The organism is Telmatobacter bradus, from assembly GCF_048629425.1.
Classification (GTDB): domain Bacteria; phylum Acidobacteriota; class Terriglobia; order Terriglobales; family Acidobacteriaceae; genus Telmatobacter; species Telmatobacter bradus.
In genome coordinates this window covers 3266694-3290219 of sequence record NZ_CP184532.1, presented here as the reverse complement: position 1 = coordinate 3290219, position 23526 = coordinate 3266694, and the positions used below count along the sequence as shown (strand labels likewise).

The window sequence follows — 23526 nt, the reverse complement described above, 5'->3', positions numbered from 1 at the left end:
CTCTGCCACCACCTTGGCCCGCACTGGCCTGCTGGTAGAATACGGAGGGAAAGATCAGGATTTTTTGAGGCATTCGACGTGTATCTGGAATTGCAAAAGCAGCTAGGTGAACTCATTCGTGGCGTTTTGAAGCAGAAGTACGATCTGGACGTAGAGTCCATTCCGCTGGAAACGCCGCCCGACCTCAAGTTCGGCGAGGTTTCCACGCCTGTAGCGTTGCAGCTGGCTCGCAGCCTGCGCAAGGCTCCGCGGGTCATCGCTGCTGAGATCGTTGAAGCCCTTGGCCAGCCGGCGGGCTTTGCCGCCTTTGAGGTGGCCGGAGCGGGCTACATCAATGCCCGGCTCGATCGCGGCGCGGCGGTGCGCGAGTTTACCGATGCGGACAAGCATACTCCCACCGTAGGTGCTGCGGGCCATGCTTTGGTGGAGCACACCAGCATCAATCCCAACAAGGCTGCCCACATCGGCCATCTGCGCAACGCCATTCTGGGCGACACTTTTGTCCGCCTGCTGCGTGCCGCCAGCTACAAGGTGGATGTGCAGAACTACATTGACAATACCGGTGTGCAGGTGGCGGACGTGGTGGTCGGCTTCCAGCATCTGGCTGGCAAGTCGCCGGCCGATGTGAAGGCGCTCATCGCGAGTTGCGAAAAAGCCGCAGTGAATGGCAATGTGGCCGAGACTTTTGATTATTATTGCTGGGATCTGTACGCCAAGACCTCGCAGTGGTACACCAGCGGCAGCGAGGAAGAAAACGCCGCGCGCAAGCAGAAGCGCTATGAGACGCTGCACCTGATCGAGCATGGTGGCAACGAAACCGCCGAGTTGGCTGAGCTGATTTCGACCGCCGTTCTGCGCCGCCATCTGGAAACCATGCTGCGCCTCGACATTGAGTACGACTTCCTGCCCCGCGAGAGCGAGATTCTGCACCTGAAGTTCTGGGATTCAGCCTTTGAGCTGCTCAAGAAAACCGGTGTGCTCTACTTTGAGGAAAACGGCAAAAACAAAGGTTGCTGGGTGATGACCCGCCCCGGCGACGAGGCTAAAGCCGCTGAAGCAGATGGTCCCAATGAAGACGCCAAGGTCATCGTGCGCTCGAATGGCACCGTGACTTACGTCGGCAAGGACATTGCCTACCACCTGTGGAAGTTTGGCCTGCTTGGCAAGGACTTTGGCTACCAGAAGTTCTTTACCTATCCGAAGCATGAGTGCTGGATTTCGACCGAGAGTGGCGAGGCCGAGCATCCCCACTTTGGCGGAGCCAACGCCATCTACAACGTGATCGACTCCCGTCAGAGCGACCCGCAGGCCAACGTGATTCAGGCGCTGCGCGGTATGGGCCACGTGGATCAGGCCAACCGCTACACCCACTTCAGCTATGAGATGGTGGCGCTCACCCCGCGTTGCGCCGTTGAGCTTGGCTACACCGTGGCGGAAGAGGACCTGAGCCGCGCCTACATTGAAGTGAGTGGCCGCAAGGGTTTTGGCGTCAAGGCCGATGACCTGATCGACAAGCTGATTGCCGCCACGCTCGAAGAGGTGAACAAGCGCCAGGCCAGCCGCAGCGAAGAAGAGCGCCAGAAGATTGCCGTGCAGATCGCCATTGGCGCGCTGCGTTACTTCATGCTCAAGTTCACGCGCAACTCGGTCATCGCCTTTGACTTCAAGGACGCGCTCAGCTTTGAGGGCGAGGCCGGTCCGTACATTCAGTACGCCAGCGTGCGCATCCGCAACATCTTCCGCAAGGCTGGCACCACGCCCGAAGCCGTGCTGGAAGAGTTCGCGAGTCAGCAAGTCAGCGCGTCAGCAGGTCAGCCTGCGGCAGTGCTGAACCGCTTCCTTGAAGGTGAGGAAAACACCTCTATCTGGTCGCTGTGGCTGGCCATTGGTTGCCGTACCCAGGTGTTGGAGCAGTGCATTGCCACCAGCGAGCCGGCCTTCGTGGCCAAGCATGCCTTCCAACTGGCGCAGGAGTTCAACAACTTCTACCACCATCACCACATCCTCACCGAAGAGAATCCGGCGCGGCGCACCTTCCTGCTGGCGACGGCGGCAGTTGCTCTGCGGGAGCTGGTGCTGGCCCTCAGCTGGCTGGGTATTGAAAGCCCCGAGGCGATGTAGAGCAAAATCCAGGCAAGCAAAAGCGCGTCTGTTCCCAGGTTTGGGGGCAGACGCGCTTTTTTGTTACACCCTCTATCCGTGCAGGATAGGGGGTGATAGCATCTTCGGAATTGCTGTAGATCAAAAGCTGGATGCTAAGTGCCTTTTTCATTAAGAAAAAGGCACTTAGCAAGCCCCCTAAAAAGTCTACGTATATTCCGAAAATGCTCGAAGAACGGTTCTACCGCGTCAGCGTCAGCCAGACCGAAGCACCGCCACCGCCGGCCAGTCCGCCTGCGATGGCGCCGGTGGAGTTACCGGAGACAGCCCAGCCGAGTCCAAGGCCCAGGGTAGAGTAGGTAAACAGGTTTTCCTTCATATAGCCGGGGTCTTCTCTGTCGTGCCTCATCAGATATAAAGCAGAGCTGGCACCACCGCCGATCAAGCTCGCCTTGGCGGTGTCTTGCGAGCCGTTGCCGAGCATGCCAACCGCTGCGCCAATGGCTGCGCCGCCAAGGTAAGAGAAGACGTAGCCCCAGGAATGTCCGCTGCTGGCGGAGGGTTCCTTGTCCTGTGCAGACAGAGGGCGGGCAAGAAGGAGGAACGCAAATGCAGCAACCAGAAGTATGCGGAATTCCGGGCGAATCCAGTGTTTGCGCATGTGTGAAACAAACTCCCCAATGTTCAAGATGGCAAGAGCAGGACTGTATGATTTTTAGACACTCATTCAGGAACTGACTCTGTTCTTCAACCAGTAAAGACTGTCGGTTCGACAATTTTTCTGAAAACTGGAGAGAAAGCTTCTTGCTGCGGGAAGGGAAGTTTTATTGTGGGAAGTTTTCCTGTTTTGGGCGGAAAGAACACCGCTCTTTTCCCACTCCTGCCCATCCCGAGGGACGCTTCTTCAAAGCGGGAGCAAGAGTCTCAGGCGGTCTTGCGCAGCCACTGCAGCGCGCCCTGCAGGGTCTGCCAAAGGGAGAGATTGAATTGTTGCAGAAAGGCTGCGCACTGCTTCAGCATTGAATGTTTTCTGCGTGGCATCACCAGGACGGTACGCCCGGCTTCCACCAGGGTACAGCCGTGCTCCGGGCAGATGGTGAAGCGGGAAGGATAAAGCGCGTCGCAATGCGGACAGATTTTTGGCACAAGTCTGGGTCGTACAGCAGTTTGCATAGCGCTGCCATTCTCGCATCCGGCCCCTGCAAGTGCAATTGTTTCGTGGGGATTTTCTTTCCTGGGCGCATACCCGAAGAGAGTCTCTTTGGTTCCGGGGTGACCTTACCCTGCGGATCTGTCCTTCTGCCAGTGTTGCTAACCCTGCCAATCCCACCCATCTTCCCCGTTCGCGTTAGACTGGTTGAGCAACGCGTATGAAAGAAGCAACTTCCACATCGACTGAAGACTACCTGAAGGCCATTCTGGAGGCCGAAGCCGAGGGGCGCGAGGTCATTCCCGCCGTTCTTGCGCACTGGCTTGGCGTGAGTGCTCCGGCCGTGACCAACGCCCTTAAGCGCCTGAAACGCGATGGCTTTGTACAGGTGGGCAGCGACGGCATTGTGCGGCTTACCCCCGCTGGCCATGAAACCGCCTACCGTACCGCCCTGCGTCATCACCTGATTGAGCGCATGCTCAATGAAATCTTTGGCATGGAGTGGCATGAGATCCACGAGGAGGCCGAGCGGCTGGAGCATGCCGTTTCCCCGGCCTTCGAGGCCAAGCTGCGAGAAAAATTGGGCGATGCCGGCAATTGTCCACACGGCAACCCAGTGCTGCCCGAAAGTCCTGCGGTGAAGGAAAAACGCGGCGAGCGGCGGCTGAGTGAGGCTGAACTTGACCACGACTACAGCATTGCCAGTCTGCATGAGCGCGACCCGAAGCTGCTGGAGTTCCTGCACGAGTCTGGAATAGGACCTGGGAAACGGGTGCGCGTGGTGCGTCGTAATTACGATGAAACTCTTGCGATTGAATTGGATACAGGTTGTTGCACGCTGGGAAGACTGGCTGCCGAGGCGGTCTGGCTCAGGGCGGAGATTATAAAATAATTAAAAGTAAGATAATTTAGTTAACCTCGGTTAACTAGCTGCGCTATACTCCTGTGTATGAGCAGTATCCCCTTTCCCATCCCGGCCCGTTTGTTCAGGAGGCGGCAATCCGCCCCGCTGCTCCTGACTGAGCCTTCGCTGGCGGAAGTGAACAGCAGTGTGCGCATTACGCCGTCTCTGATTGGCTGGCGCAGACTGATTGGTTTTTTGGGACCTGGATTTCTGATCGCAGTCGGCTACATGGACCCCGGCAACTGGGCCACCGACATTGCTGGTGGATCGCGTTACGGCTACACGCTGCTCTTCGCCATCATGGTTTCGAATCTGCTGGCTGTCTTGCTGCAAAGCCTGAGCCTGAAGCTGGGCATTGCCACAGGACGCGACTTGGCCCAGATCTGCCACGAGGCTTATGGCAAGAGGGTCAGCTTTTTTCTCTGGATTGGTGCGGAGATTGCCATTGCCGCCTGTGATCTGGCGGAAGTGATAGGTTCAGCCATCGCGTTGGAGCTGCTTTTCGGTATTCCCATGGTCTGGGGTGTGCTGATTACCGGAGCCGACGTTCTGTTGTTGCTGCTGCTGCAGAAGCGCGGCATGCGCACGCTGGAAGCTCTGGTGATTACGCTGATCGGCACGATTCTGGTGTTGTTCACCATCCAGATCTTCTTCTGCCATCCTGAGCACTGGACGGCGATGAAGGCTTTTATTGTGCCATCCAGCCAGATCTTCACTAATCCCGGCATGCTCTACATCGCCATCGGCATTCTGGGGGCGACGGTGATGCCGCACAACCTTTATCTGCACTCCTCGCTGGTGCAGAGCCGCAACTACGAGCGCACCTCCGAGGGCAAACGCGAAGCCATTCAGATGAGCAACATTGATTCTGCTCTGGCGCTCACCCTGGCCCTGTTTGTGAACGGTGCGATTCTGATTGTGGCCGCAGCCGTCTTTCATCGCAGCGGACACTTTGACGTAGCCGCCATTCAGGATGCCTACAAGCTGCTCAGCCCGCTGGTGGGCGCGGCCGGAGCAAGCACGCTCTTTGCCGTGGCGCTGCTGGCCGCCGGACAGAACTCCTCGATTACCGGCACGCTGGCCGGGCAGGTAGTGATGGAAGGCTTTGTACACATGAAGGTGCAGCCTTGGCTGCGTCGCATGATCACCCGTGGGCTGGCGATTGTGCCCGCCGTGGTGGTGGTGATGCTTTACGGCGAGGCCGGCAGTGAAAAGCTGCTCATCCTCAGTCAGGTGATTCTGAGTGTGCAGCTCAGCTTCGCGGTCATTCCGCTGGTCCTGTTTACCAGCGACCGCAAATGGATGGGCGAGTTCGTCAACACCGCCTGGATGAAGCGCCTCGGCTGGGCTGCGGCCATCCTGATTGCCGCGCTGAACGTCTGGCTACTGGCGTTGATGGCGACCGGGCAGGCGTGACGACAGAGAGCAGAGTACCTCTGAATCGACCTCTGAAACTGGGTGCCCCAGGTCTGGATCTTCAGACCTGGGAACCACCAATCCCGAAGCACCTTGATCTACCCTGATTACCCTATCTTGGCAAAGTTTGTACGGTTGGTCTGTCCACAAGGTTTCTGCTCTCTGTCCTCTGCTCTCTGTCGTTAAAACCCTTCCAGCACATCGGCCACCAGCTGCCGCGCAAACTCGCGCGAAAGCCGGTCGGTGGCGGCTGGATCTTCCTTCAAAAATGTGGCCAGATCTGTGGTGGATTGATACTGCTGGCGGAAGACGTAGTTGTCGTTCTGATAGAGCACGCGGCCATCGCGGGCTGTCAGCTTGACCGAGGCCACCACGGTGATCAGAAAGCTCGACGACTGCTGGGTGGAAGCATTGTAGGTGTAGGGCAGGATGGCTTCCTTCAGAATGGTGCCATGCAGCGTGGCGTCGGCCTCGGCTGAGTCACTGGCCGTCACGCGCAGCCGGGTGCGCTGCACGAATTCGCGAATGACGGCCTGCGTCATGGCGGTTTCGGTGTGGTAGGCATCGGTGTGGGTGGCAAAGACCGGTACCGCGAGCGTTTGCACGCCCGCTGGCAGGTGAGCCGACGGCCCCAGCGTGTGATAGCCGCAGCCGGAGAGCAGAACAAGTGCGGCCAGAGAAAGCATTGCGAAGAAGCGCATGCAGCCATCTTAATGCATTGCCTGTAACCGATTCAGCACGCTTCATCGGTCCTCCTGTGGCGATTCGCTTCTGAGCAAGCGGACGGGGTAGGCTGGGTCCAACAGGTTGTGTTTTCCCCCTATTTCTGCCCGAATGTCCATATTTCGGACACTCCTTTTTTTGACGGCACTTGCGTCAGGGGAAGAGGCGCATTTTCCCACCATTCAATACGGCAGGAACCGATATAATCCTTGAGGTTTGTGAGGTTTTTTCCGTCTGTGCAGTGGCTTTGTTTTTTCTGTAGCATTTTCGTTTTTTGCTTCTCTTCAGCTCTTCCTTTAGCTGCTGAACCAGAGGTTCCGCATCCACCTCCGGCCCCAGTCTCTGCGTCTGGCCAGCCTACCACCGACATTTTTGTTTTGCGCGGCTCCGGGACCTTGCAGTCTCCGCGCGTCATCGGCTATCGCATGGCCGAGTGGGCGCAGATGCGTGGCCGCTGGATTCTGCCCGACATTGGCTACTACGACACTGGGTACGGTCGGAATCAGCTCTGGTTTGTGGGCGGCGGCGCTGATCTGCTGCACAACTCCCACTACGACTGGAGCCAGGAGATCTATCTGGCGCAGGCGGCGGGCGAGGGAAGCCACAATGAGCGCTCCATGTGGCTGTGGACGGTCGTCGACTTCAAGCTGCGCAGGCATCTGACCGCCGAGATGGTCTGCTATCCGACCCTGCCGCTGGACCGCACGCAGAGTTACGGCTTTGACATTGATCGCGGCAAGATGGAGTGGGCCGTCAAGCCGCACTGGTTGATAGGCCCTGGCTATAACTCAACCGTCTCTTCCGGCGGCACAAGCTGGCAGAGCAGGCCCTTTGTTACCGTCACGCGCAAAAGCCGCAGCGGCGACTACGAGTTCTGGCTGGAGCGCATTCCGGCGGGAGCGCAGATGCAGTTCCGCTACCAGCTTGTGCGCGACGAAAAACGGTAGATTGAATTCCGCCTGCAGGGTCTGTCTTCAGAGACAAATCCACTAAATTCCCGCACCCTGTTCGAGCAGCCCGCCGGTGGTGGAATCGTTGAAGACGCGAATCTCCTTGGGCTGCAGGTAGACCTCTTCGCCTTCCTTCAATTGCAATTCACGATAAGCAGACTGAGCCAGCTCCACGGTGACGGGATTGTGGCCGCCCGCGACGCTCAATTCAATGCGGGCCAGTGGTCCGGCGGCATGGATGCGCAGGGTGCGAGCCTTCAGCGCCTGGCTACCGGTGGGCTGGGCGCGCAGAATCTCAAACTCATGCGGACGCACAAAGCCGATGGTGTTTTCATCTTCCTTGCCGGAATTCTGCGCCGAGGGCGTGAGATCGGCCAGCAGACGGCCGTGAAAAAGATTCACGTTGCCGAGGAAGTTATAGACGAAGGGCGAAGAGGGCTGATCGTAGATGGACTGGGGTGTGCCGAACTGCTCAAGTGCGCCGCGATTCAGAATGGCCACGCGGTCGGCTACTTCGAGCGCTTCTTCCTGATCGTGGGTGACGAGCACCGTGGTTACATGCAGCTCGTCGTGGATGCGGCGCAGCCAGTTGCGCAGATCCTTGCGGACCTTGGCGTCGAGCGCGCTGAAGGGCTCATCGAGCAGCAACACGCGGGGCTTAACGGCCAGCGCACGGGCCAGTGCCACACGCTGCCGTTGACCGCCGGAGAGCTGGTCAGGATACATGCGGGAATAGCTATCCAACTGCACGAGGGAGAGTAGTTCGCTGACGCGTTCCTTGATCTCGTTTCGGCCAAGCCGCAGCGAGCGGGGCTGCACGCACAGGCCGAAAGCCACGTTTTCATAGATCGTCATATGACGGAAGAGCGCGTAATGCTGGAAGACGAAGCCGATGCCACGGCGGGCGGCGCTCAAGTGCGTGGCCTCTTCGCCGTGCAGTTCGACGGAGCCGGCATCGGGTGTTTCCAGGCCGGCGATGATGCGCAGCAGCGTGGTTTTGCCTGATCCCGAGGGGCCCAGCAGCGCCACCAGTTCGCCGCCTTCAATGGTCAGCGAGACGTTTTTGAGTGCTTCAAAGCTGCCGTAGGATTTGGCGATCTTTTCAACGTGAATGCTCATGCCTGTTCCTCTTTGTGCCGGTCATGAATGCCCGACGTTGCTTCGATGATCTTTTTCAGCACCAGCGTGACCACCGCAGCCAGCGACAGGAGCGTGGCCGCGGCGAAGGCGGCCGTAAAGCTGTACTCGTTGTAGAGCATCTCCACTTCCAGCGGCAGTGTGGTGGTGCGGCCGCGAATGTGTCCGCTGAGCACTGAGACCGCGCCGAACTCACCGATGGCGCGCGATGCGGCAAGAATAGTTCCGTAGAGCAGTGCCCACTTGATGTTGGGCAGGGTCACGCGCCAGAAGAGGCTCCAACCGCCTGCGCCCAGCACCACGGCGGCTTCTTCTTCGTCGCTGCCCTGCGCCTGCATGAAGGGAATCAGCTCACGGGCGACGAAGGGGAAGGTGACGAAGACGGTGGCCAGCACAATGCCGGGGACAGCAAAGATGATGTGCAGGTCGTGCGCATAAAGCCAGGGGCCGAGCCAGCCGTGCAAGCCGAAGACCTCGACGTACATCAGGCCGGCAACCACGGGTGAAACCGCCAACGGAATGTCGATGAGCGTGGTGAGCAGATTTTTTCCAGCGAAGTCAAAGCGCGTAATGGCCCAGCTGGCGGCGATGCCGAAGACCACGTTGAGTGGTACGGCGATGGCTGCGACCAACCCGGTGAGCTTGAGTGCGCTCACCACGTCCTCCTGGAGAATGGTGTGGGCGTAGAGCTTCCAGCCCTGTGCGAAGGCCTGCACAAAGACGCTGACCAGCGGCAGCACAAGAAAGAGCGCAACGAAGGCCAGCGCGAGCAGAATCAGAAAAGCGCGCCCGGCTTTGATGGCTAGCGATGAAGATTCCGTGCGAGTAAGAGAACTCATATGCGCTTGCCCTCCCGGCGGCTGACGGCCCACTGCAGCAGATTGATGGCGAGCATGACGACAAACGAGAGCGCCAGCATGGCCAGAGCGATGGCGGACGCGCCCGTGTAGTCGTACTCCTCCAGCTTAGTGACGATCAGCAGTGCGGCAATCTCGGTCTTCATGGGCATGTTGCCGGCGATGAAGATGACGGAGCCGTATTCGCCCGCAGCCCGTGCAAAGGCCAGCGCCGTGCCAGTGAGCAGGGCAGGCAGGCAGAGGGGCAGCAGTACGCGGGTGAAGATCTGCCAGTGGCTTGCGCCCAGGCTGCGTGCGGCTTCTTCGAGCGAGTGGTCAAGGTCTTCAAGCACTGGTTGTATGCTGCGCACCACGAAGGGCGAACCGACAAAGGCCATGGCCAGCACAATGCCCGCCTGTGAGAAGGCGATGTGAATGTTATGCGGCTCAAGGTAGCGGCCGACCCAGCCGTCCTCGGTATAGAGCGAAGTGAGCGCAATGCCTGCCACGGCTGTAGGCAGCGCAAAGGGCAGATCGATGAGCGCGTCCACAATGCTGTGGCCAGGAAAGCGGTAGCGTGCCAGCACCCACGCCACCAGCATTCCAAAGACGGCGGAGAGCAGCGCAGCCAGCAGCGCAGAGGTGAGCGTGACGCGGCAGGATGCAATCACGCGCGGGGTGCGGATGGCATGCAGAAAGCCGGCGGTTCCGCTATGAAAGCCGGTAAGGAGAATGGCGACGAGCGGTAGAAGAACGATGGAGACCAGATAGAAAAGCGTGAAGCCAAGACTCAGACGAAAGCCCGGCAGAGTCGAACTACGGCGTTTCTTTTTTGTGCTTGTGGCCATTCAGAAGTCCTAACGTCCGAAGATTTGATCGAAGGTTCCATCCTCTGCAAAGTGCTTCTTCTGCGCCTTCTGCCAGTTGCCGCATCCTTGCTGCACGGTGAAGGTGTTTACCTTCGGAAAGATGGAAGCGTATTTTGCAAGAACGTCCTGCACACGTGGCCGATAAAAATACTTGGCGGCCAGATCCTGCGCTTCGGGCGAGTAGAGATAGGCCAGATATTCATGGGCGATTTTTTCCGTGCCGTGCTTGCGAGCCACTTTTTCGACCACCGCCACGGGTGGTTCGGCAAGGATGGAGGACGACGGCGTGACGATCTGGAATTTGTTGCCACCCGGTTCGCGCACTGCCAGCAGCGCTTCGTTTTCCCAGGCGATGAGCACATCGCCCACGCCGCGTTGCACAAACGTCATAGTGGCGCCGCGTGCGCCAGTATCGAGCACCGGCACATTGGCAAAGAGTTTGCGCATGTATTCGAGCGCCCCGGCCTCGTTGTTGTTGGCTTGATGCAGCGCATAACCCCATGCGGCCAGATAGTTCCAGCGCGCGCCACTGGAGGTCTTCGGGTTGGGCGTAATCACCCGGACGCCGGGGCGGACCAGATCGTTCCAGTCGTGAATGCCGCGTGGATTGCCCTTGCGCACCAGAAAGACGATGGTGGATGTGTAGGGCGTGCTGTTGTAGGGCAGCTTCGATTGCCAGTTGGGATCAGTCAGGCCATTCTGCGCGATCATGTCAATGTCATACGCGAGGCCGAGCGTGACCACATCCGCTTCAAGACCGTCGATAACCGAGCGTGCCTGCTTGCCGCTGCCGCCATGCGATTGATTGATGATCACATCCTGCCCGGTGGTGGCCTTCCAGTGCTTCGCGAACAGCCGGTTGTACTCTTCGTAGAATTCGCGCGTGGGATCGTAGCTGACGTTCAGCAGTCGGACCTGAGCCTGCAAGGCGCGATGGGAAGTGGCGAGCGCGAGAACGACGGAAAACGCAATAACCAGGCGGCGAAACGAAGTCTTCATGAAACGGATCACCCTTGTGTTCGATGGATCTTGACTTAGGCGATACATCGGAGCATGAGCCCTGCAATGCACCGGGAAAGAAGAGGGGACAATCGAATGTTTGGAGCACCGGGCGGGGTTCGAACCCGCGCATACAGGTTTTGCAGACCTGCGCGTTAGCCACTTCGCCACCGGTGCCTGAAACTCAACCAGAGCCTGCGAACTTTACCGCTGAAAGCAGAAAACCCACCTCGCTGTCAGCGGGTGGGTCGTAGGGGTAGGATTCGACTAAGGAATCATCCCATCAGACACGCCCGCTCAGCGCAGCCCAGACAGCAGCAGCACATACAGTTGGCGTGATTGAAGAGATTGTTCATCAAATCCTTTTCCTGGAAACCGACGCCTTGTTGGCGCAACGGCTTAAAAACAATCTACGGGTTCGTCGCGCATGTGTCAAGGGCAGGAAAGGGAATTTTCTTCTGTCCTTGCAGGGAAATTGCAGCAAACAGTGCTGTGTTTTTCTATGTGTTTTCCTGCATCAATGCGGCCAGAATCGTTGTGGCCTGTTCCAGTGCGCGCAGAGGAACAAACTCGCGTTCGCTATGTGCCGAGCGCATGTCGCCCGCGCCGAAGACGACGATCTCTTCCGCAACCGCGGCAAGATGGCTGGCTTCGGTGCCGAAGGGAATTGCGACGGCCTGTTTGCCACTGAGCGCTTCTACGCGCTGCACGAGCGGAGAAGCAGCAGGAGTTTCAAAGCCCGGCTGACGGCGCTGCACGGTGAATGTGGCGCGCAGTTTTTCTTCCGCGTTGTTGAAGTGAGCGACGATTGCTTCGAGCGCGTGCGCCACATCGTCTGCGGCAGTGCCGGGAATCGGCCGCCATTCCACCAGAAAAACGCAGCGGCCGGGGATGATGTTTTTAGCCGAGCCGCCTGTGATTGTGCCTACATTGATGGTGGTGAAGGGCGGATCGAAAAACTCGTTGCGCGTGGTGGTGAGTTGCTGGCTGAGCGCTTCCATTTGCTTGATTAGCGTGGCTGCGCCATAGATAGCCGATGCGCCTTGCTGGGGATGGGCGCTGTGCGCCTCCGCGCCCAGCACAACAACTTCGCCCAGACAGTAGCCCTTGCCGGCACGCGCCGGATGCAGCGAAGTGGGCTCGCCAATGACGGCGCGGCGTGGCTTGATTGCGCCTGAAGCCATCAGATGCGCAGCGCCAATGCAGCCGATTTCTTCTTCGGCGGTGAGCACGATGCGCAACTGCTGTGTGAAGCTCTGGAGTGTTGCAGCAGCGGCCAGCAGGCAGGCCAGATAGCCCTTCACGTCGCATGCACCGCAGCCATGCAGATTGCCGTTGTGCTCGGCGGGCGCGGTAGCTTCAGCCCAGTGGCTGGCGTAGGGAACCGTGTCGGTGTGGCAGACAAAGGCCAAGTCAACTTCGGCTCGATGCACGTCCTGTGTGGGCGGCGCGGCAATCAGGTTCACCTTCTCCACGCCTTGGGCGTCGCGGTAGGCAAGCTCTCGCGTGCTCCAGCCAAGGGCGGCAAGCTCATGCTTCGCATACTCGATCAGCGGACGATTGGAAACTGCCGAAGGCGAGGGAATGCGAATGAGAGCTTCCAGATGCTCGCGGGCTGTCTTCATTGCGCGCTCCAGATTTTGTGTTGCGTCTGGCAGTAGCTGCCAATGATTTCTTCGGTCAGTGCATGGCGACCATTTTGCACAATCATCCTGCCGCGTACGGCAACGTCGCGCAGCGCGGTGCGATTCACTCCAAAGACCAGCAGCGGAAGCAGGTCATCAGAGCTGGCACCGGCGATGGAAACATTCTGCAAGTCGACGGTGAAGAAGTCGGCGAAGAGGCCGGCTTCGAGCTTGCCGGCTTCTACCGCCAGCGCATGTGCGCCGTTGGCTGTGGCGCATTCCAGCAAACGGCGTGCGGCGGGTTGTTCGTCGATGCTGTCCAGAATGGTGCGGCGCTGCTGTTCCAGACGCAGATGGTACTCAAGCTGGCGCGCGTCTTCGAGCGGATCAATCTGCGCCTGACTATCGGAGCCAAGTGCGATGGGAATCTTCAGGCGCATGGCCTCGGCGGCAGGAAAGATTCCATCGCCCAGGTTGCGTTCGGTGGTGGGGCAGGCGCAGATGGCCGCACCCGCATCGGCCCACATGGCCATTTCGTCACGATCCAGATGCGTGGCGTGAATTGCGGTCCAGTCAGTGCCGCTCAAGCCTGCCGATTGCAGCAGAGCCACGGGCGTTACACCGTACTCGCGCAGGCTGGCTTCGTTCTCGCCCACCTGTTCGCTGATGTGCATGTGCAGGGGCAAGTGGAGCGAGCGTGCGAAGGGAACAATCTCACGCAGGTCAGTGAGCGGCACGGCGCGGGTGCTGTGCGGAGCTGCGCCCACACGGACTGCATCGCCATCGTCTGCGTACTCATGCACCAATGCTTCGAGCGCACTCATGTACTGCGTGCGGTTTTCAAAGAAGCGCTTCTGACCGGGGTCTGAATCAATCTGAAAGCCGGAGCGCATGTAGGCGGTGCGCAGCAGCACAATGCGAATGCCCACCGATTGCGCGGCGCGAATCACGGCCTTGGCCAACTCGTTGGGATCTTCGTACGCGGTGCCGTCGGGCTGTGTGTGCAGGTAGTGGAACTCGCCCACCGTGGTGGTTCCGCTGAGCGCCATCTCCAGAAAAGCCATGCGCGCTACGTCGTAGGTTTCCGCAGGCGAGAGGCTGGCGGCGGCAAAGTACATGGTGTTGCGCCACGACCAGAAGTCGCGACCGGAGCCCGCGCGCGACTCGGCGCGGCCACGAATGGCGCGCTGAAATGCATGCGAGTGCGCGTTCACAAAGCCGGGCAGCAGGGCCTTGCCAGGCAACTCGATGATGCGATCAGCTGCGACCGTTCTGGTGTCGGTGAGGATCGAAGCAATGCGTCCGTCGGCGTTCACAAGCAGGCCGGCATTGCGCAGAAATGCGCCATCGCGATAGAGCAGCTCAGGTCGATAGAGAATAGTTTCCGCCATAAGATTGATCCTGTGTGAAGGCTATTTTCAGCAGACCTTCGTGCCGCCGGTCCAGATCTGAGAGACCGGGTTGGAGCCAAGCGTGTAGAGAAGATTGCGCCAGTCGCCGCCATCGAGTACGAGGAAGTCAGCGCGCATTCCGGCTGCGAGAGCACCCACGTTGGCAAGGCCCAGTGCGGCTGCGGCATTGACTGTGCCCGCCACCAATGCTTCCTGCGCGGTGAGTCCGTTCAAACGCGTGGAGAGTGCAAGAGCCATCTGCATGGAATAGAGCGGGCTGGTGCCGGGGTTCAAGTCTGTGGCGATGGCCACGGCAGCGCCCGCATCGATGAGCTTGCGGCCAGGAGCCGCAGCCAAACCAAGCTGCAGCGAAACGCCGGGTAGCAGTATGGCTACGGAGGCACCAGCGGCCAGCTCTGCTATCTGCGCAGGCTGGCAGGCTTCCAGATGATCGACGCTCAATGCGCCTACGCGTGCGGCCAGTTCTACGCCGCCCACGTTCTGGAACTGCTCACTGTGCAGGCGAACGGCAAGGCCATGGGCGCGGGCTGCGGCAAAAATCTGCTCGGCTTCCGCCACCGACCATGCTTCTTTTTCGACGAAGACATCGACGGAGAGCGCGAGAGCTTTGTGCGCGGTTTGTGGAATGAGTTTTTGGCAGACGGTCTGCAGATAGGCAGCGCGTTCGATTGCGTCACGCGGAGGAATGTGGATGAGCAGCGTGGGAATGATGCGGGCTTTGGACTGCGTGGCAAGCGCGCGGATGGCGCGCAGGCTGGCCAGTTCCGCTTCCGGCGTAAAGCCGTAGCCCGACTTGACCTCGATGGTGGTTGCGCCTGATTGCAGCAGCGCTTCAATGCGCGGGCGGCTGGCGGCAACCAGTTCCGCTTCACTGCAGGCGCTGGTGGCGCGGATGGTGCTCCAGATGCCGCCGCCAGCCGCCAGAATCGCTTCGTAGGGCTTGCCTTCAATGCGCGCTTCAAAGTCGGCCAAGCGGTCGCCTGCCCACACCGCGTGGGTATGGGCGTCGATCAGGCCGGGCACGACCGCGCGACCGCCCAGATCAACCACTTCCCGCGCTTCGCCCTGCCATTCGCAGACCTTGCCTACCCAGGCGATGGTGTCGCCGTGGAGGGCCAGCGCGGCGTCTTCAGTTACAACCACGTCGCGCATGGCTGGGCCACGCCGTATGCCTGCGGCAGGCGGCGTGGCCAGTTGTGCAATTCCGCGAATCAGCAGATCGGCGGTCATAGCGAGGGCATATCCACGCCGCGCTCATGCGCGACCTTGATGGCCTTTTCGTATCCGGCATCGGCGTGGCGCACCACACCCATGGCGGGATCGTTCTTCAGGCAAAGGCGCAGACGCGCTTCAGCCTCGTCGCTGCCGTCGGCCACGGCCACCATGCCAGCATGCTGGCTGTAGCCCATGCCCACGCCGCCGCCATGATGGAAGCTGGCCCAACCTGCACCGCTCGAAATCGCCGTGGCAAAGTTCAGCAGCGGCCAATCGCTCACGGCATCCGAGCTGTCCTTCATGGCTTCGGTCTCACGATAGGGGCTGGCCACGGAGCCTGCGTCCAGGTGATCGCGGCCAATGACGACGGGAGCCTTCAGGCGGCCGTCGCGCACCATCTGGTTGAAGAGCAGACCGGCCTTGTCGCGCTGGCCGTAAGAAAGCCAGCCGATGCGCGAGGGCAGGCCCTGGAAGGCGATCTGTCCGGCGGCAAAGGTAAGCCAGTCGTGCAGACGGCGATCGTCGGGGAAGAGTTCCAGCAGGGCGCGGTCTGTCGCGTAAATGTCTTCCGGATCGCCCGAGAGCGCGGCCCAACGGAAGGGTCCACGGCCTTCGCAGAAGGAGTCGCGAATGAAGGCGGGCACAAAGCCGGGGTAGGAGAAGGCATCGGTGACGCCAGCCTTCTGTGCCTGAGTGCGCAGGTTGTTGCCGTAGTCGAATGCAATGGCTCCGCGCTGCTGCATGGTCAGGATGGCGCGGATGTGCTGCGTCATGGAAGCCTGCACGCGGCGCAGATATTCGTCGGGCTGATTGGAGCGTAGCGCATCCACATCGGTACCCTCTGCAACCACCGGAATATAGCCCCACATGGGATCGTGGGCGCTGGTCTGGTCGGTCACAAGGTCGGGAATGAAGCCGAGCTCGACCATCTTTGGCAGCGCCTCGGCGGCGTTGCCAATCAGGCCAATGGAAAGCGCCTTGCGGGCGGCCTTGGCCTCGTGTGCCAGGCGCAGAGCCTCTTCCAGTGAGTTGGTGGCCTGATCCAGATAGCGCGTTTCCAAGCGGCGCTGCACACGCCATGCATCCACTTCCACGGTGATGCTGACGCCACCCGCCAGCTTGACGGCCAGCGGCTGTGCGCCGCCCATGCCGCCCAGGCCTGCAGTCACTGAGATGGTGCCCGCCAGTGTGCCGCCAAAGTGCAGCTCGGCTGCGGTCTGGAAGGTCTCATAGGTGCCCTGAAGAATGCCCTGGGTGCCGATGTAGATCCACGAACCGGCGGTCATCTGACCGTACATCATCAGTCCCAGCTTGTCCAGACGGTCAAACTCCTCCCAGTTGGCCCAGTTGGGCACCAGATTGGAGTTGGCGATGAGCACACGCGGAGCCATGGGCTGCGTCTCAAAGACGGCTACCGGCTTGCCGGACTGCACCAGCAGCGTTTGATTGTTTTCGAGGCGGTCAAGCGTGGTGATGATCTTGTCAAAGCACTCCCAGTTGCGGGCCGCTTTGCCACGACCGCCATAGACGATCAGCTGATCCGGCTTTTCCGCCACCTCCGGGTCAAGGTTGTTCATCAGCATGCGCTTGGCAGCTTCCTGAATCCAGCCGCGGGCCGTTTTTTCGGCGCCGCGCGGCGAACGAATCACACGTGAACTCGAACCCATCGCAACAATCTCCCTGGTAGCAAAGTCTTCGGCCTCATTGTGGGGCAAATTGCCGGAAAAAGAGCCAGAAGAAAAACTTTTTTCAAGCATAGAGAGGATCGGGCGGAAGAGGAATGGGAAATCCACTGTGGAAGTAAGGTTTGGAAGTGAAAATGACTATAGGCTGCCGGAATGGCCGGATGGAATGGCAGCGAAAGCCTGCTTTTGTATTTGTCCATGCGCAAAAGGGCAGGGAAGCTGGTGCCGTGGTGCGGCGGTCGCATGAGATCCTGAAAAGAAAGCCGCAAACAGCCGGCAATCCGAGGAGAAGATACAGATGTCGAGCAGCGAAAAGTGGGATCGCAGGTTTATGGATATGGCCCGGCTGGTGGCCAGCTGGAGCAAGGATCCAAGCTCCAAGGTGGGGGCCGTGATTACGCGGGGCAAGTTCGTGGTTTCGGTGGGCTTCAACGGCTTTCCGCAGGGAGTTGAGGATCTGCCGGAGCGGCTCGAAAATCGCGAGATCAAGTACCCCATCATTCTGCATGCCGAGATCAACGCGATTCTTTCCGCGCGGCAAGATATTCGCGGCTGTTCGCTCTATGTGACGCCCTACATGCCCTGTCCGCAGTGCGCGGCTGTGGTGGTGCAGTCCGGCATTTCCCGCATTGTGTATACGCCGAGTTCGAATGAAAAGTGGGGCCGCTCGCCGCTGTCGGAGACGATGTTCAGCGAGGCTGGCATTGAGTTGGTGATGCTCCCTCCCGAAGCCAGCGAATAAGTCCGGTAAACAGAGGTTTCTGCAGAAGGAAAGCAGTCGTTAGCCATGGACCAATGACCAGCGCCGCGCTTACACGAGCGCAAGATTTTTTAGCTTGTTGAGCAATACGGAAGCGCTGATCGGCTTGGTCAGGTATTCATCGCAGAGGGCGTGGAAGGAATTGATGACCTCACGAGGTTGATCGGCGGCGGTGGTCATCAGGATCTTTGTGCCTTGCGTGGAGAGCACGCCATGCTCTTCTTCAATGGCACGAATCTGCTTGACCGCCTCGATGCCATCCATGCCGGGCAGTTGAATGTCCATGCAGACAAGGTTGTAGGGGGCGGCTTGAGCATAGGCCTTGCGAAAGGCGAGGATGGCCTCCTCGGCATTGACAGCAACATGACATTCGCCAAATCCTCCCAGGATCCCCTGCAAAATGGCGCGTCCGGTGAGCTCATCTTCCACGACCAGGGTTTTCATTGTTCTGCCTCCGTATATTTCCTCTGCGTTGAGGAAAGCTGAATGCTGCAATCCGGTTTGTCTGCGGAGAACGGGCTTGCCAGATTCTCCGCGGTGATTCGATCACGGGGTGTTTTCTCCGGCATTCCTGATCGGGGAGAACTTCACTCTTCCGATGGTAGTTGGCCGTCCTGTTGGTTTTCTCTTTCCTTCTGGTTTTTCACTTCTTGCTCCTGAAAGGCTGCATGGATGGCCAGACGCAGGCGCTCGAACTCCTCTTTGAGAGCGGGCAAACCATCCCGCACCGTCTGCAGGTCTTCGCGCTGGGTTGCTTTTTCCAGTTCCAGGGCGCATTGGCGCAGGCGCTCTCCGCCGACGTTGGCTGCCGCGCCTTTTATAGAATGCGCCTGACGATGAGCTGCATGGGCATCTTCCCGGTCAAGAAATTCGCCGAGAATTTCAATCTGGCGTGGAATGTCTTCCAGAAATCCTCCTAGCACGACCCCGGCCAGCTGTTCGTCTTCCATCAGGCGTTCCAGCAGACCGGCGCGGTCAAAGATTACGGCTCCATTCGTTTTGTTCGGTACGGTGGTTTGCTCTTGCGGCGCGGCGGAAGCCGTTGCGGCAGGCGGGGATTTCTGACCGCAGCGGACCGGCAACCATGCCTCCAGCGCCTCGCGCAGTCGTGCGGCGGAAACTGGTTTAGTCAGAAATCCATTCATCCCGGCCATCCGGCAGGCGTCGCGGTCGGACTTTTGCACATTCGCCGTGATAGCAAGGATGGGAACCTCATGATTGAGGACTTTTGATTCCCGATGGCGAATGTGGCGGGCCGTCTCCAGCCCGTCCATCTGTGGCATGTGCATGTCCACCAGAACCAGATCGTAGGGGGTGGTTTCCATGTGCTGCAGTGCTTCGATTCCATGATTGGCCACATCCGCCGTCAGCCCCATCTTGTTCAGGATGGCCAGAGCCACCTGCTGATTGGTCAGGTTGTCTTCCACCAGCAAAATCTTTCCCTGGTGCTCAGCCAGGGGCGTCAGGGCGTTACTTTTTTCGGTGCACTGCAGTGGGGCGTTTTCACCATCTTCGGGAGTAGCGCAAAGAATTTCATGCAGCACCTCAGAGAGTTCCTGGCGGTGGACTGGCTTGGTGACGCACCACTGGAATCCTTGGAGGTGGGCTCGTTCCATGCCCCGCATCGGGTCAATGGAGGTTAGCAGGATCATGTGCGTTGCCGTCAGTCGCGGATCGTCGCGCAGGGCCTTTATCGCTGCTTCGTCTTCCGTCTCCAGCAGGTCCATATCGAGCAAAAGCAGGGAAAAGAACGAGGTGCTCTCAAAGGATGCCGTGAGCCGCTGCAGTGCTTCGGAAACATTGTTGGCCTCCTCTGCCTGGCTACCCCATGCCTCCATCTGTCGCCGCAGGGAAGCTCGGATAGACAGGCTGTGGCTTGCGATCAGCACCCGTTGCCCAAGCAGAAAGAGGGGGGATGTGCTGGCGTTCTCCTGCTGCACAATGCCCAGCGGCAGGGTAAACCAGAATTCCGAGCCCGCTCCGGGCTGGCTGTTGATTCCGATCCTGCCTCCCATCAACTCCACCAGCTGTTTGCTGATGGCCAGACCCAGACCCGTGCCACCGTACTGGCGTGTTGTTGAGGCATCGACCTGGTTGAATTTGTCAAAGATCGAGGTCAGTTTGTCCGCCGGAATGCCGATGCCCGTATCGCGGACGGAAAAGCGCAGCATACAGGCATTTTTGCCCCGCTCTATCAGTTGGACGCGCAGTTCGACTTCGCCCCAGGGCGTGAACTTGATGGCGTTGCTCAGCAGATTGCCCAGAATCTGGCGCAGGCGTACCGGATCTCCGTGCAGGATGGCGGGAACCTCGGCATCCACGTCGCTGATGACCTCCACGTTCTTGCCCGCAGTCTGTGCCGAGGCGGCGCTGGCCAGAGGGTCAATCAAGGGGATCAGCTCGAAGTCGACCTGCTCCAGCTCCAGTTTGCGGGCTTCGATCTTGGACAGATCGAGAATGTCGTTGATCAGCCGGAGCAGGGTTTCGCTGCTGGAGTGCAGGGCTTCGGCATAATACCGTTGCTCACTGTTTATCGGCGTTTCCAGCAGCAACTCCGTCATGCCCACAATGCCATTCATGGGGGTGCGGATCTCATGGCTCATGTTGGCCAGAAACTCGCTTTTGGCGGCGTTGGCCTGGGCTGCCTGCATGGCCATGCGGTTGGCGCGGGTTGTCTGCTTTTCCAGTTCGCGGTTGCTCTGGCGCAGGGCTTCGTCCGCCTGGCGCTGGGCGGTGATCTCCCAGTTGGTTCCTACCAGGCGCTGCGGGCTTCCGTCCTCTGCCCGCTGTACCAGGGCCATGGCACGGATGAAGTGAATGCTGCCATCGGGCCAGACGATGCGGAACTCACTGTTGAAATCCCCTGTTCCCTGCAAAGCCGCCTGAAGCTCTTCCTGCGCCCGTTGGGCGTCTTCCGGATGCAGCGACTGAATCCATATGTCGAAACCGCCCTGCAGTGCGTCGGTGATGTTTCCATACAGTTGGATCATCTGTTCGTCCCAGTAGAACTGCTGCCGGGCCATATCCAACTCCCAGATGCCAACGCCGCCTGCCTGGGTGGCCAGCTTCAGGCGTTCGGCGGTTTCCTTCAATCGGGCTTCGGCAAGCTTGCGTGCATGAATGTCTTCCACCAGCGTGATGTAGTAGGAGATTTCTCCATTTGTGTCGCGCAGCGCCTGCGAGGTCAGTCGTACCCAGACCAGCGCTCCGTCCTTGCGTACATAGCGCTTTTCCCAGACAGGAATCCTGACTGTGCCTTTCTCCAGATGGTGGAGGATCTCCAGACTTGCGGCGTTGTCTTCGGGCAGGGTGATGTCTTGAAAGCGCAGGCTTGTCACCTCTTCCTGCGCATAGCCTACGATCTCGGCAAAGCGGTGATTGCAGCGGATGAAGCGGCCGTTGGGCGCGGTATGCAGAATGCCGATAGGCGCTTCGTCAAAGGTCCTTCGGTAGCGCTCTTCGCTGCTTACAAGCGCATCCTGCGCGTACTTCCGCTCGGTAATGTCCTCTGTGAAGCCAACCATCTGGGTGAATTTGCCTTCGGCGTCGCGAATTGGAAAGGAGCGGTCTCGCAGCCAGCGCAGGCCCTTCTGGGGATGCAGGATGCGGAACTCGACTTCGGTAGCTTCTCCGCGAAGTTCCCGGGCGTAGGTTTCCTGAATTAGCTCCAGATCTTCCGGATGAACCACCTTCTGGAGCAGGCTGAGATTGTATGCGGCCTTTTCGCGGTTTAACCCCCACAGATTCTCGAAGCTAGGGCTGAGATATTTGAAGGCGCTTCCGTCGGCTTTCATGATCCAGAAGAGCTCCCGGATATTGTCGGTAAGCAGGCGCAACTGCTTTTCGCGCTCCACCAGCATTCCCTCGGCTCGCTTCTGCTCGGTGATGTCGTGAATGATGATGAAGAGAACCGGTTTTCCTTTCACTTCGAGCGAGGACGAGAAGACCTCCACCTCGCGTTCCCTGCCATCCTTGGTGTAATTGCGCAGGCTGAAGCGGGAACGTCCTTCCTGACGCATGCGTTCGCGTAGTTCTGCGCCCTGTTTCTGCGGCAAGTGCGTCAGCTGGCTGGCCTGCATACCCTTCAGTTCCTGCAAAGGATAGCCAAAAAAGTTGGAAGCCGCAGCGTTGGCGTCGATCAGAATGCCAGTCTCTATGTCTACAAAAAGCATCACCGAACTGTTCTCTTCAAAGATTCTGCGGAAGCGCATCTCCGATTCTGCCAGGGCGGTTTCTGTCCGCCGACGTTCGGTAATGTCGTGAATGATGGAAAAGATCAGAGGCTTGTCTTCCACATAAATGCCTGCCATATGTACTTCAACTTCGCGAACTTCGCCGCTGGCCAGGCGGTGGAGAAACTCGGCGCGCACATTCTTTTCCCGCATTGCCTGCTGCCGCATGGAGCCAACCCATCTTTGCTCCATGATGTTGATCCTGTGGATGGACATTCCAGCCATCTCGGCGCGGCTGTATCCGTAGAATTCGCATGCTGCTGGATTGGCATCGACGATGGTTCCATCCCCCGGCTCGACCAGCAGCATGACCAGGCCGTTGTCTTCATAGATGCGACGGAATTTTTCTTCGCTTTCATGCTGCTGCCGTTCGTCTTGGATGCGTTGACGAATACTGCGGGCGATGCCGCTGATGGCAATGATCTCGCCCACTTCGTTGCGCACCGGAAAAGTCGAAAGAGAGACGTCAATCGCAGAGCCGTTTTTATGGCGCAGAATCGTGTCGTAAGCGCTGACGGCCACCCCATTCCAGATCTTTTGCAGAATCATCGTCAGGCGCGCTTCGCGTCCCGGCATGGTGAGCAGGCGGACGTGTTGGCCGATCACTTCCTGCGCACTGTATCCAAAGAGGCGTTCCGCGCTGGAATTCCAACTCAGAATCTTCCCCCTCAGGTCGGAAGAACCGATGGCATCTTCAGAGAATTCAACAACCGCAGCCAGAAAGTCCTGCGTCCTTTCAGGCTCAGCCTGCGCCGTGGCATCGCTGACCCGCATTGAGATGGACGTGGCGTTGCCCTGCTCGTCGCGCACAAGCGCTGCGTCCAGCGCCACGGGGAAGATGCTTCCATTCTTGCGTTGCCCGATGGTTCGGCAGGGAAGCAAGGTTTTTCCGTCCGCCATCCGTGCAATCTGGGCGCTCAGTTGCTCCCGCAACTCGGGGGCGAATAGCTCTGCCACGGGACGTCCCACGGTTTCTTCTGCCGTGTAACCGAAGATGCGTTCGGCACCGCGATTCCAGCTCAGAATCTCGCCATTCTGGGGGGAAAAGACAAGAATGCCATCTTCCGAGCCCCGTATGAGGGAGGCGAGAAAATGTTGCGCATCCTCTGCGGCTCTGGCTACCGTGCTGTTCTGGACAAATGCCATATAGCCTGTGATTTTCTGAGGAGGCTTGTCCTGAATCGGCACGATGCGCAGGCGTTCTGAAAACAGCGAACCATCCTTGTGCTTGTTGATGAGTGTGCCTTGCCAGACGTCTCCCGCCTGGATGCACTGCCACATGCTGCGATAGAATTCCGCTTTCTGCTTCCCGGATTTGAGAATGCGCGGTGTGGCGCCGAGGGCATCTTCAAGCGTATAGCCGGAGAGAGTAGTAAAGGCTGGGTTTATATAACGGATGATTCCGTCCGGGTCGGTAAGCACAACGGCGTCCGAGGTCTGCTCAGCCAACGTGAGCAGACTGGTGAAATCGACATGAAATGATTCCTCGGCCAAGTGGAGCACCCGCTGACAG

At 59.1% G+C, this 23526-nt stretch carries 19 protein-coding genes and 1 tRNA gene; 5 read left to right on the top strand and 15 right to left on the bottom strand.

Features of this window, described 5'->3' with window-relative positions:
- Window positions 1-78: 78 nt before the first annotated feature.
- Window positions 79-2121: an arginine--tRNA ligase gene (locus ACOBR2_RS13555; RefSeq protein WP_420236648.1), complete on the top strand. Its 2043-nt coding sequence runs from the start codon at window positions 79-81 to the stop codon at window positions 2119-2121.
- Between the two features lie 220 nt (window positions 2122-2341).
- On the opposite strand, the gene ACOBR2_RS13550 is transcribed toward ACOBR2_RS13555, so the two are convergent.
- Both ACOBR2_RS13550 and ACOBR2_RS13545 read right to left on the bottom strand, forming a co-directional pair.
- The gene (locus ACOBR2_RS13550; RefSeq protein ID WP_420236647.1) at window positions 2342-2761 is read right to left on the bottom strand and encodes a hypothetical protein; all 420 of its coding nucleotides are present in this window, start codon (window positions 2759-2761) and stop codon (window positions 2342-2344) included.
- Between the two features lie 263 nt (window positions 2762-3024).
- Complete coding sequence (locus ACOBR2_RS13545) at window positions 3025-3246, bottom strand: hypothetical protein (protein ID WP_420236646.1); 222 nt, start codon at window positions 3244-3246, stop codon at window positions 3025-3027.
- 224 nt (window positions 3247-3470) lie between these two features.
- Between ACOBR2_RS13545 and ACOBR2_RS13540 the strand changes: the two genes are divergently transcribed.
- Window positions 3471-4142, top strand: coding sequence for a metal-dependent transcriptional regulator (locus ACOBR2_RS13540; RefSeq protein WP_420236645.1), 672 nt, complete (start codon window positions 3471-3473; stop codon window positions 4140-4142).
- 57 nt (window positions 4143-4199) lie between these two features.
- The gene (locus tag ACOBR2_RS13535) at window positions 4200-5570 is read left to right on the top strand and encodes an Nramp family divalent metal transporter (RefSeq protein WP_420236644.1); all 1371 of its coding nucleotides are present in this window, start codon (window positions 4200-4202) and stop codon (window positions 5568-5570) included.
- Window positions 5571-5752: 182 nt separating this feature from the next.
- Here the strand turns inward: ACOBR2_RS13535 and lptE are convergent, their stop codons facing one another.
- Together lptE and ACOBR2_RS13525 are read right to left on the bottom strand one after the other, a co-directional pair.
- Window positions 5753-6271 carry an LPS assembly lipoprotein LptE gene (gene lptE, locus ACOBR2_RS13530; protein WP_420236643.1) on the bottom strand — a complete coding sequence of 173 codons (519 nt, stop codon included), beginning with the start codon at window positions 6269-6271 and terminating at the stop codon, window positions 5753-5755.
- 119 nt (window positions 6272-6390) lie between these two features.
- On the bottom strand, window positions 6391-6663 hold the full coding sequence (locus ACOBR2_RS13525) for a hypothetical protein (RefSeq protein WP_420236642.1): 273 nt from the start codon (window positions 6661-6663) through the stop codon (window positions 6391-6393).
- Between the two features lie 25 nt (window positions 6664-6688).
- On the opposite strand from ACOBR2_RS13525, the gene ACOBR2_RS13520 reads away from it, so the two are divergent.
- The gene (locus ACOBR2_RS13520; RefSeq protein WP_420236641.1) at window positions 6689-7240 is read left to right on the top strand and encodes a hypothetical protein; all 552 of its coding nucleotides are present in this window, start codon (window positions 6689-6691) and stop codon (window positions 7238-7240) included.
- Between the two features lie 42 nt (window positions 7241-7282).
- On the opposite strand, the gene ACOBR2_RS13515 is transcribed toward ACOBR2_RS13520, so the two are convergent.
- The 9 genes from ACOBR2_RS13515 to hutU form a co-directional block, all read right to left on the bottom strand.
- Window positions 7283-8362 carry a sulfate/molybdate ABC transporter ATP-binding protein gene (locus ACOBR2_RS13515; RefSeq protein ID WP_420236640.1) on the bottom strand — a complete coding sequence of 360 codons (1080 nt, stop codon included), beginning with the start codon at window positions 8360-8362 and terminating at the stop codon, window positions 7283-7285.
- Window positions 8359-9219 carry a sulfate ABC transporter permease subunit CysW gene (cysW, locus tag ACOBR2_RS13510; RefSeq protein ID WP_420236639.1) on the bottom strand — a complete coding sequence of 287 codons (861 nt, stop codon included), beginning with the start codon at window positions 9217-9219 and terminating at the stop codon, window positions 8359-8361. The genes ACOBR2_RS13515 and cysW overlap by 4 nt, the downstream gene beginning before the upstream one ends.
- Window positions 9216-10064, bottom strand: a complete 849-nt coding sequence (gene cysT, locus ACOBR2_RS13505; RefSeq protein ID WP_420236638.1) for a sulfate ABC transporter permease subunit CysT — start codon at window positions 10062-10064, stop codon at window positions 9216-9218. The genes cysW and cysT overlap by 4 nt, the downstream gene beginning before the upstream one ends.
- A 9-nt stretch (window positions 10065-10073) precedes the next feature.
- On the bottom strand, window positions 10074-11084 hold the full coding sequence (locus ACOBR2_RS13500) for a sulfate ABC transporter substrate-binding protein (protein ID WP_420236637.1): 1011 nt from the start codon (window positions 11082-11084) through the stop codon (window positions 10074-10076).
- 101 nt (window positions 11085-11185) lie between these two features.
- A tRNA-Cys gene (locus ACOBR2_RS13495) sits at window positions 11186-11261 on the bottom strand.
- A 323-nt stretch (window positions 11262-11584) separates the two neighbouring features.
- Complete coding sequence (argE, locus tag ACOBR2_RS13490) at window positions 11585-12709, bottom strand: acetylornithine deacetylase (RefSeq protein ID WP_420236636.1); 1125 nt, start codon at window positions 12707-12709, stop codon at window positions 11585-11587.
- A complete protein-coding gene (locus tag ACOBR2_RS13485; protein WP_420236635.1) occupies window positions 12706-14100 on the bottom strand; it encodes a formimidoylglutamate deiminase in 1395 nt (464 codons plus the stop codon). The genes argE and ACOBR2_RS13485 overlap by 4 nt, the downstream gene beginning before the upstream one ends.
- 27 nt (window positions 14101-14127) lie before the next feature.
- A complete protein-coding gene (hutI, locus tag ACOBR2_RS13480; RefSeq protein WP_420236634.1) occupies window positions 14128-15351 on the bottom strand; it encodes an imidazolonepropionase in 1224 nt (407 codons plus the stop codon).
- Window positions 15348-17003 (bottom strand): urocanate hydratase, encoded by a 1656-nt coding sequence (gene hutU / locus ACOBR2_RS13475; RefSeq protein ID WP_420236633.1) that lies wholly within the window; start codon window positions 17001-17003, stop codon window positions 15348-15350. The genes hutI and hutU overlap by 4 nt, the downstream gene beginning before the upstream one ends.
- Before the next feature lie 316 nt (window positions 17004-17319).
- Between hutU and ACOBR2_RS13470 the strand changes: the two genes are divergently transcribed.
- Window positions 17320-17763, top strand: coding sequence for a deoxycytidylate deaminase (locus ACOBR2_RS13470; RefSeq protein WP_420236632.1), 444 nt, complete (start codon window positions 17320-17322; stop codon window positions 17761-17763).
- A gap of 69 nt (window positions 17764-17832) precedes the next feature.
- Here ACOBR2_RS13470 and ACOBR2_RS13465 read toward each other — a convergent pair whose 3' ends face one another.
- Together ACOBR2_RS13465 and ACOBR2_RS13460 are read right to left on the bottom strand one after the other, a co-directional pair.
- A complete protein-coding gene (locus ACOBR2_RS13465) occupies window positions 17833-18225 on the bottom strand; it encodes a response regulator (RefSeq protein ID WP_420236631.1) in 393 nt (130 codons plus the stop codon).
- Between the two features lie 143 nt (window positions 18226-18368).
- The gene (locus ACOBR2_RS13460) at window positions 18369-23507 is read right to left on the bottom strand and encodes a PAS domain S-box protein (RefSeq protein WP_420236630.1); all 5139 of its coding nucleotides are present in this window, start codon (window positions 23505-23507) and stop codon (window positions 18369-18371) included.
- Between the last annotated feature and the right edge of the window lie 19 nt (window positions 23508-23526).

What these genes read in the sequence shown, in the direction of transcription:
- ACOBR2_RS13550 (WP_420236647.1), bottom strand. Translation starts at nt 2,761, where the DNA reads ATGCGCAAACACTGGATTCGCCCGGAATTCCGCATACTTCTGGTTGCT.
- ACOBR2_RS13470 (WP_420236632.1), top strand. Translation starts at nt 17,320, where the DNA reads ATGTCGAGCAGCGAAAAGTGGGATCGCAGGTTTATGGATATGGCCCGG.
- ACOBR2_RS13540 (WP_420236645.1), top strand. Translation starts at nt 3,471, where the DNA reads ATGAAAGAAGCAACTTCCACATCGACTGAAGACTACCTGAAGGCCATT.
- hutU (WP_420236633.1), bottom strand. Translation starts at nt 17,003, where the DNA reads ATGGGTTCGAGTTCACGTGTGATTCGTTCGCCGCGCGGCGCCGAAAAA.
- ACOBR2_RS13515 (WP_420236640.1), bottom strand. Translation starts at nt 8,362, where the DNA reads ATGAGCATTCACGTTGAAAAGATCGCCAAATCCTACGGCAGCTTTGAA.
- lptE (WP_420236643.1), bottom strand. Translation starts at nt 6,271, where the DNA reads ATGCGCTTCTTCGCAATGCTTTCTCTGGCCGCACTTGTTCTGCTCTCC.
- ACOBR2_RS13485 (WP_420236635.1), bottom strand. Translation starts at nt 14,100, where the DNA reads ATGGCGGAAACTATTCTCTATCGACCTGAGCTGCTCTATCGCGATGGC.
- cysW (WP_420236639.1), bottom strand. Translation starts at nt 9,219, where the DNA reads ATGAGTTCTCTTACTCGCACGGAATCTTCATCGCTAGCCATCAAAGCC.
- argE (WP_420236636.1), bottom strand. Translation starts at nt 12,709, where the DNA reads ATGAAGACAGCCCGCGAGCATCTGGAAGCTCTCATTCGCATTCCCTCG.
- cysT (WP_420236638.1), bottom strand. Translation starts at nt 10,064, where the DNA reads ATGGCCACAAGCACAAAAAAGAAACGCCGTAGTTCGACTCTGCCGGGC.
- ACOBR2_RS13465 (WP_420236631.1), bottom strand. Translation starts at nt 18,225, where the DNA reads ATGAAAACCCTGGTCGTGGAAGATGAGCTCACCGGACGCGCCATTTTG.
- ACOBR2_RS13535 (WP_420236644.1), top strand. Translation starts at nt 4,200, where the DNA reads ATGAGCAGTATCCCCTTTCCCATCCCGGCCCGTTTGTTCAGGAGGCGG.
- ACOBR2_RS13525 (WP_420236642.1), bottom strand. Translation starts at nt 6,663, where the DNA reads ATGTCGGTGGTAGGCTGGCCAGACGCAGAGACTGGGGCCGGAGGTGGA.
- ACOBR2_RS13500 (WP_420236637.1), bottom strand. Translation starts at nt 11,084, where the DNA reads ATGAAGACTTCGTTTCGCCGCCTGGTTATTGCGTTTTCCGTCGTTCTC.
- hutI (WP_420236634.1), bottom strand. Translation starts at nt 15,351, where the DNA reads ATGACCGCCGATCTGCTGATTCGCGGAATTGCACAACTGGCCACGCCG.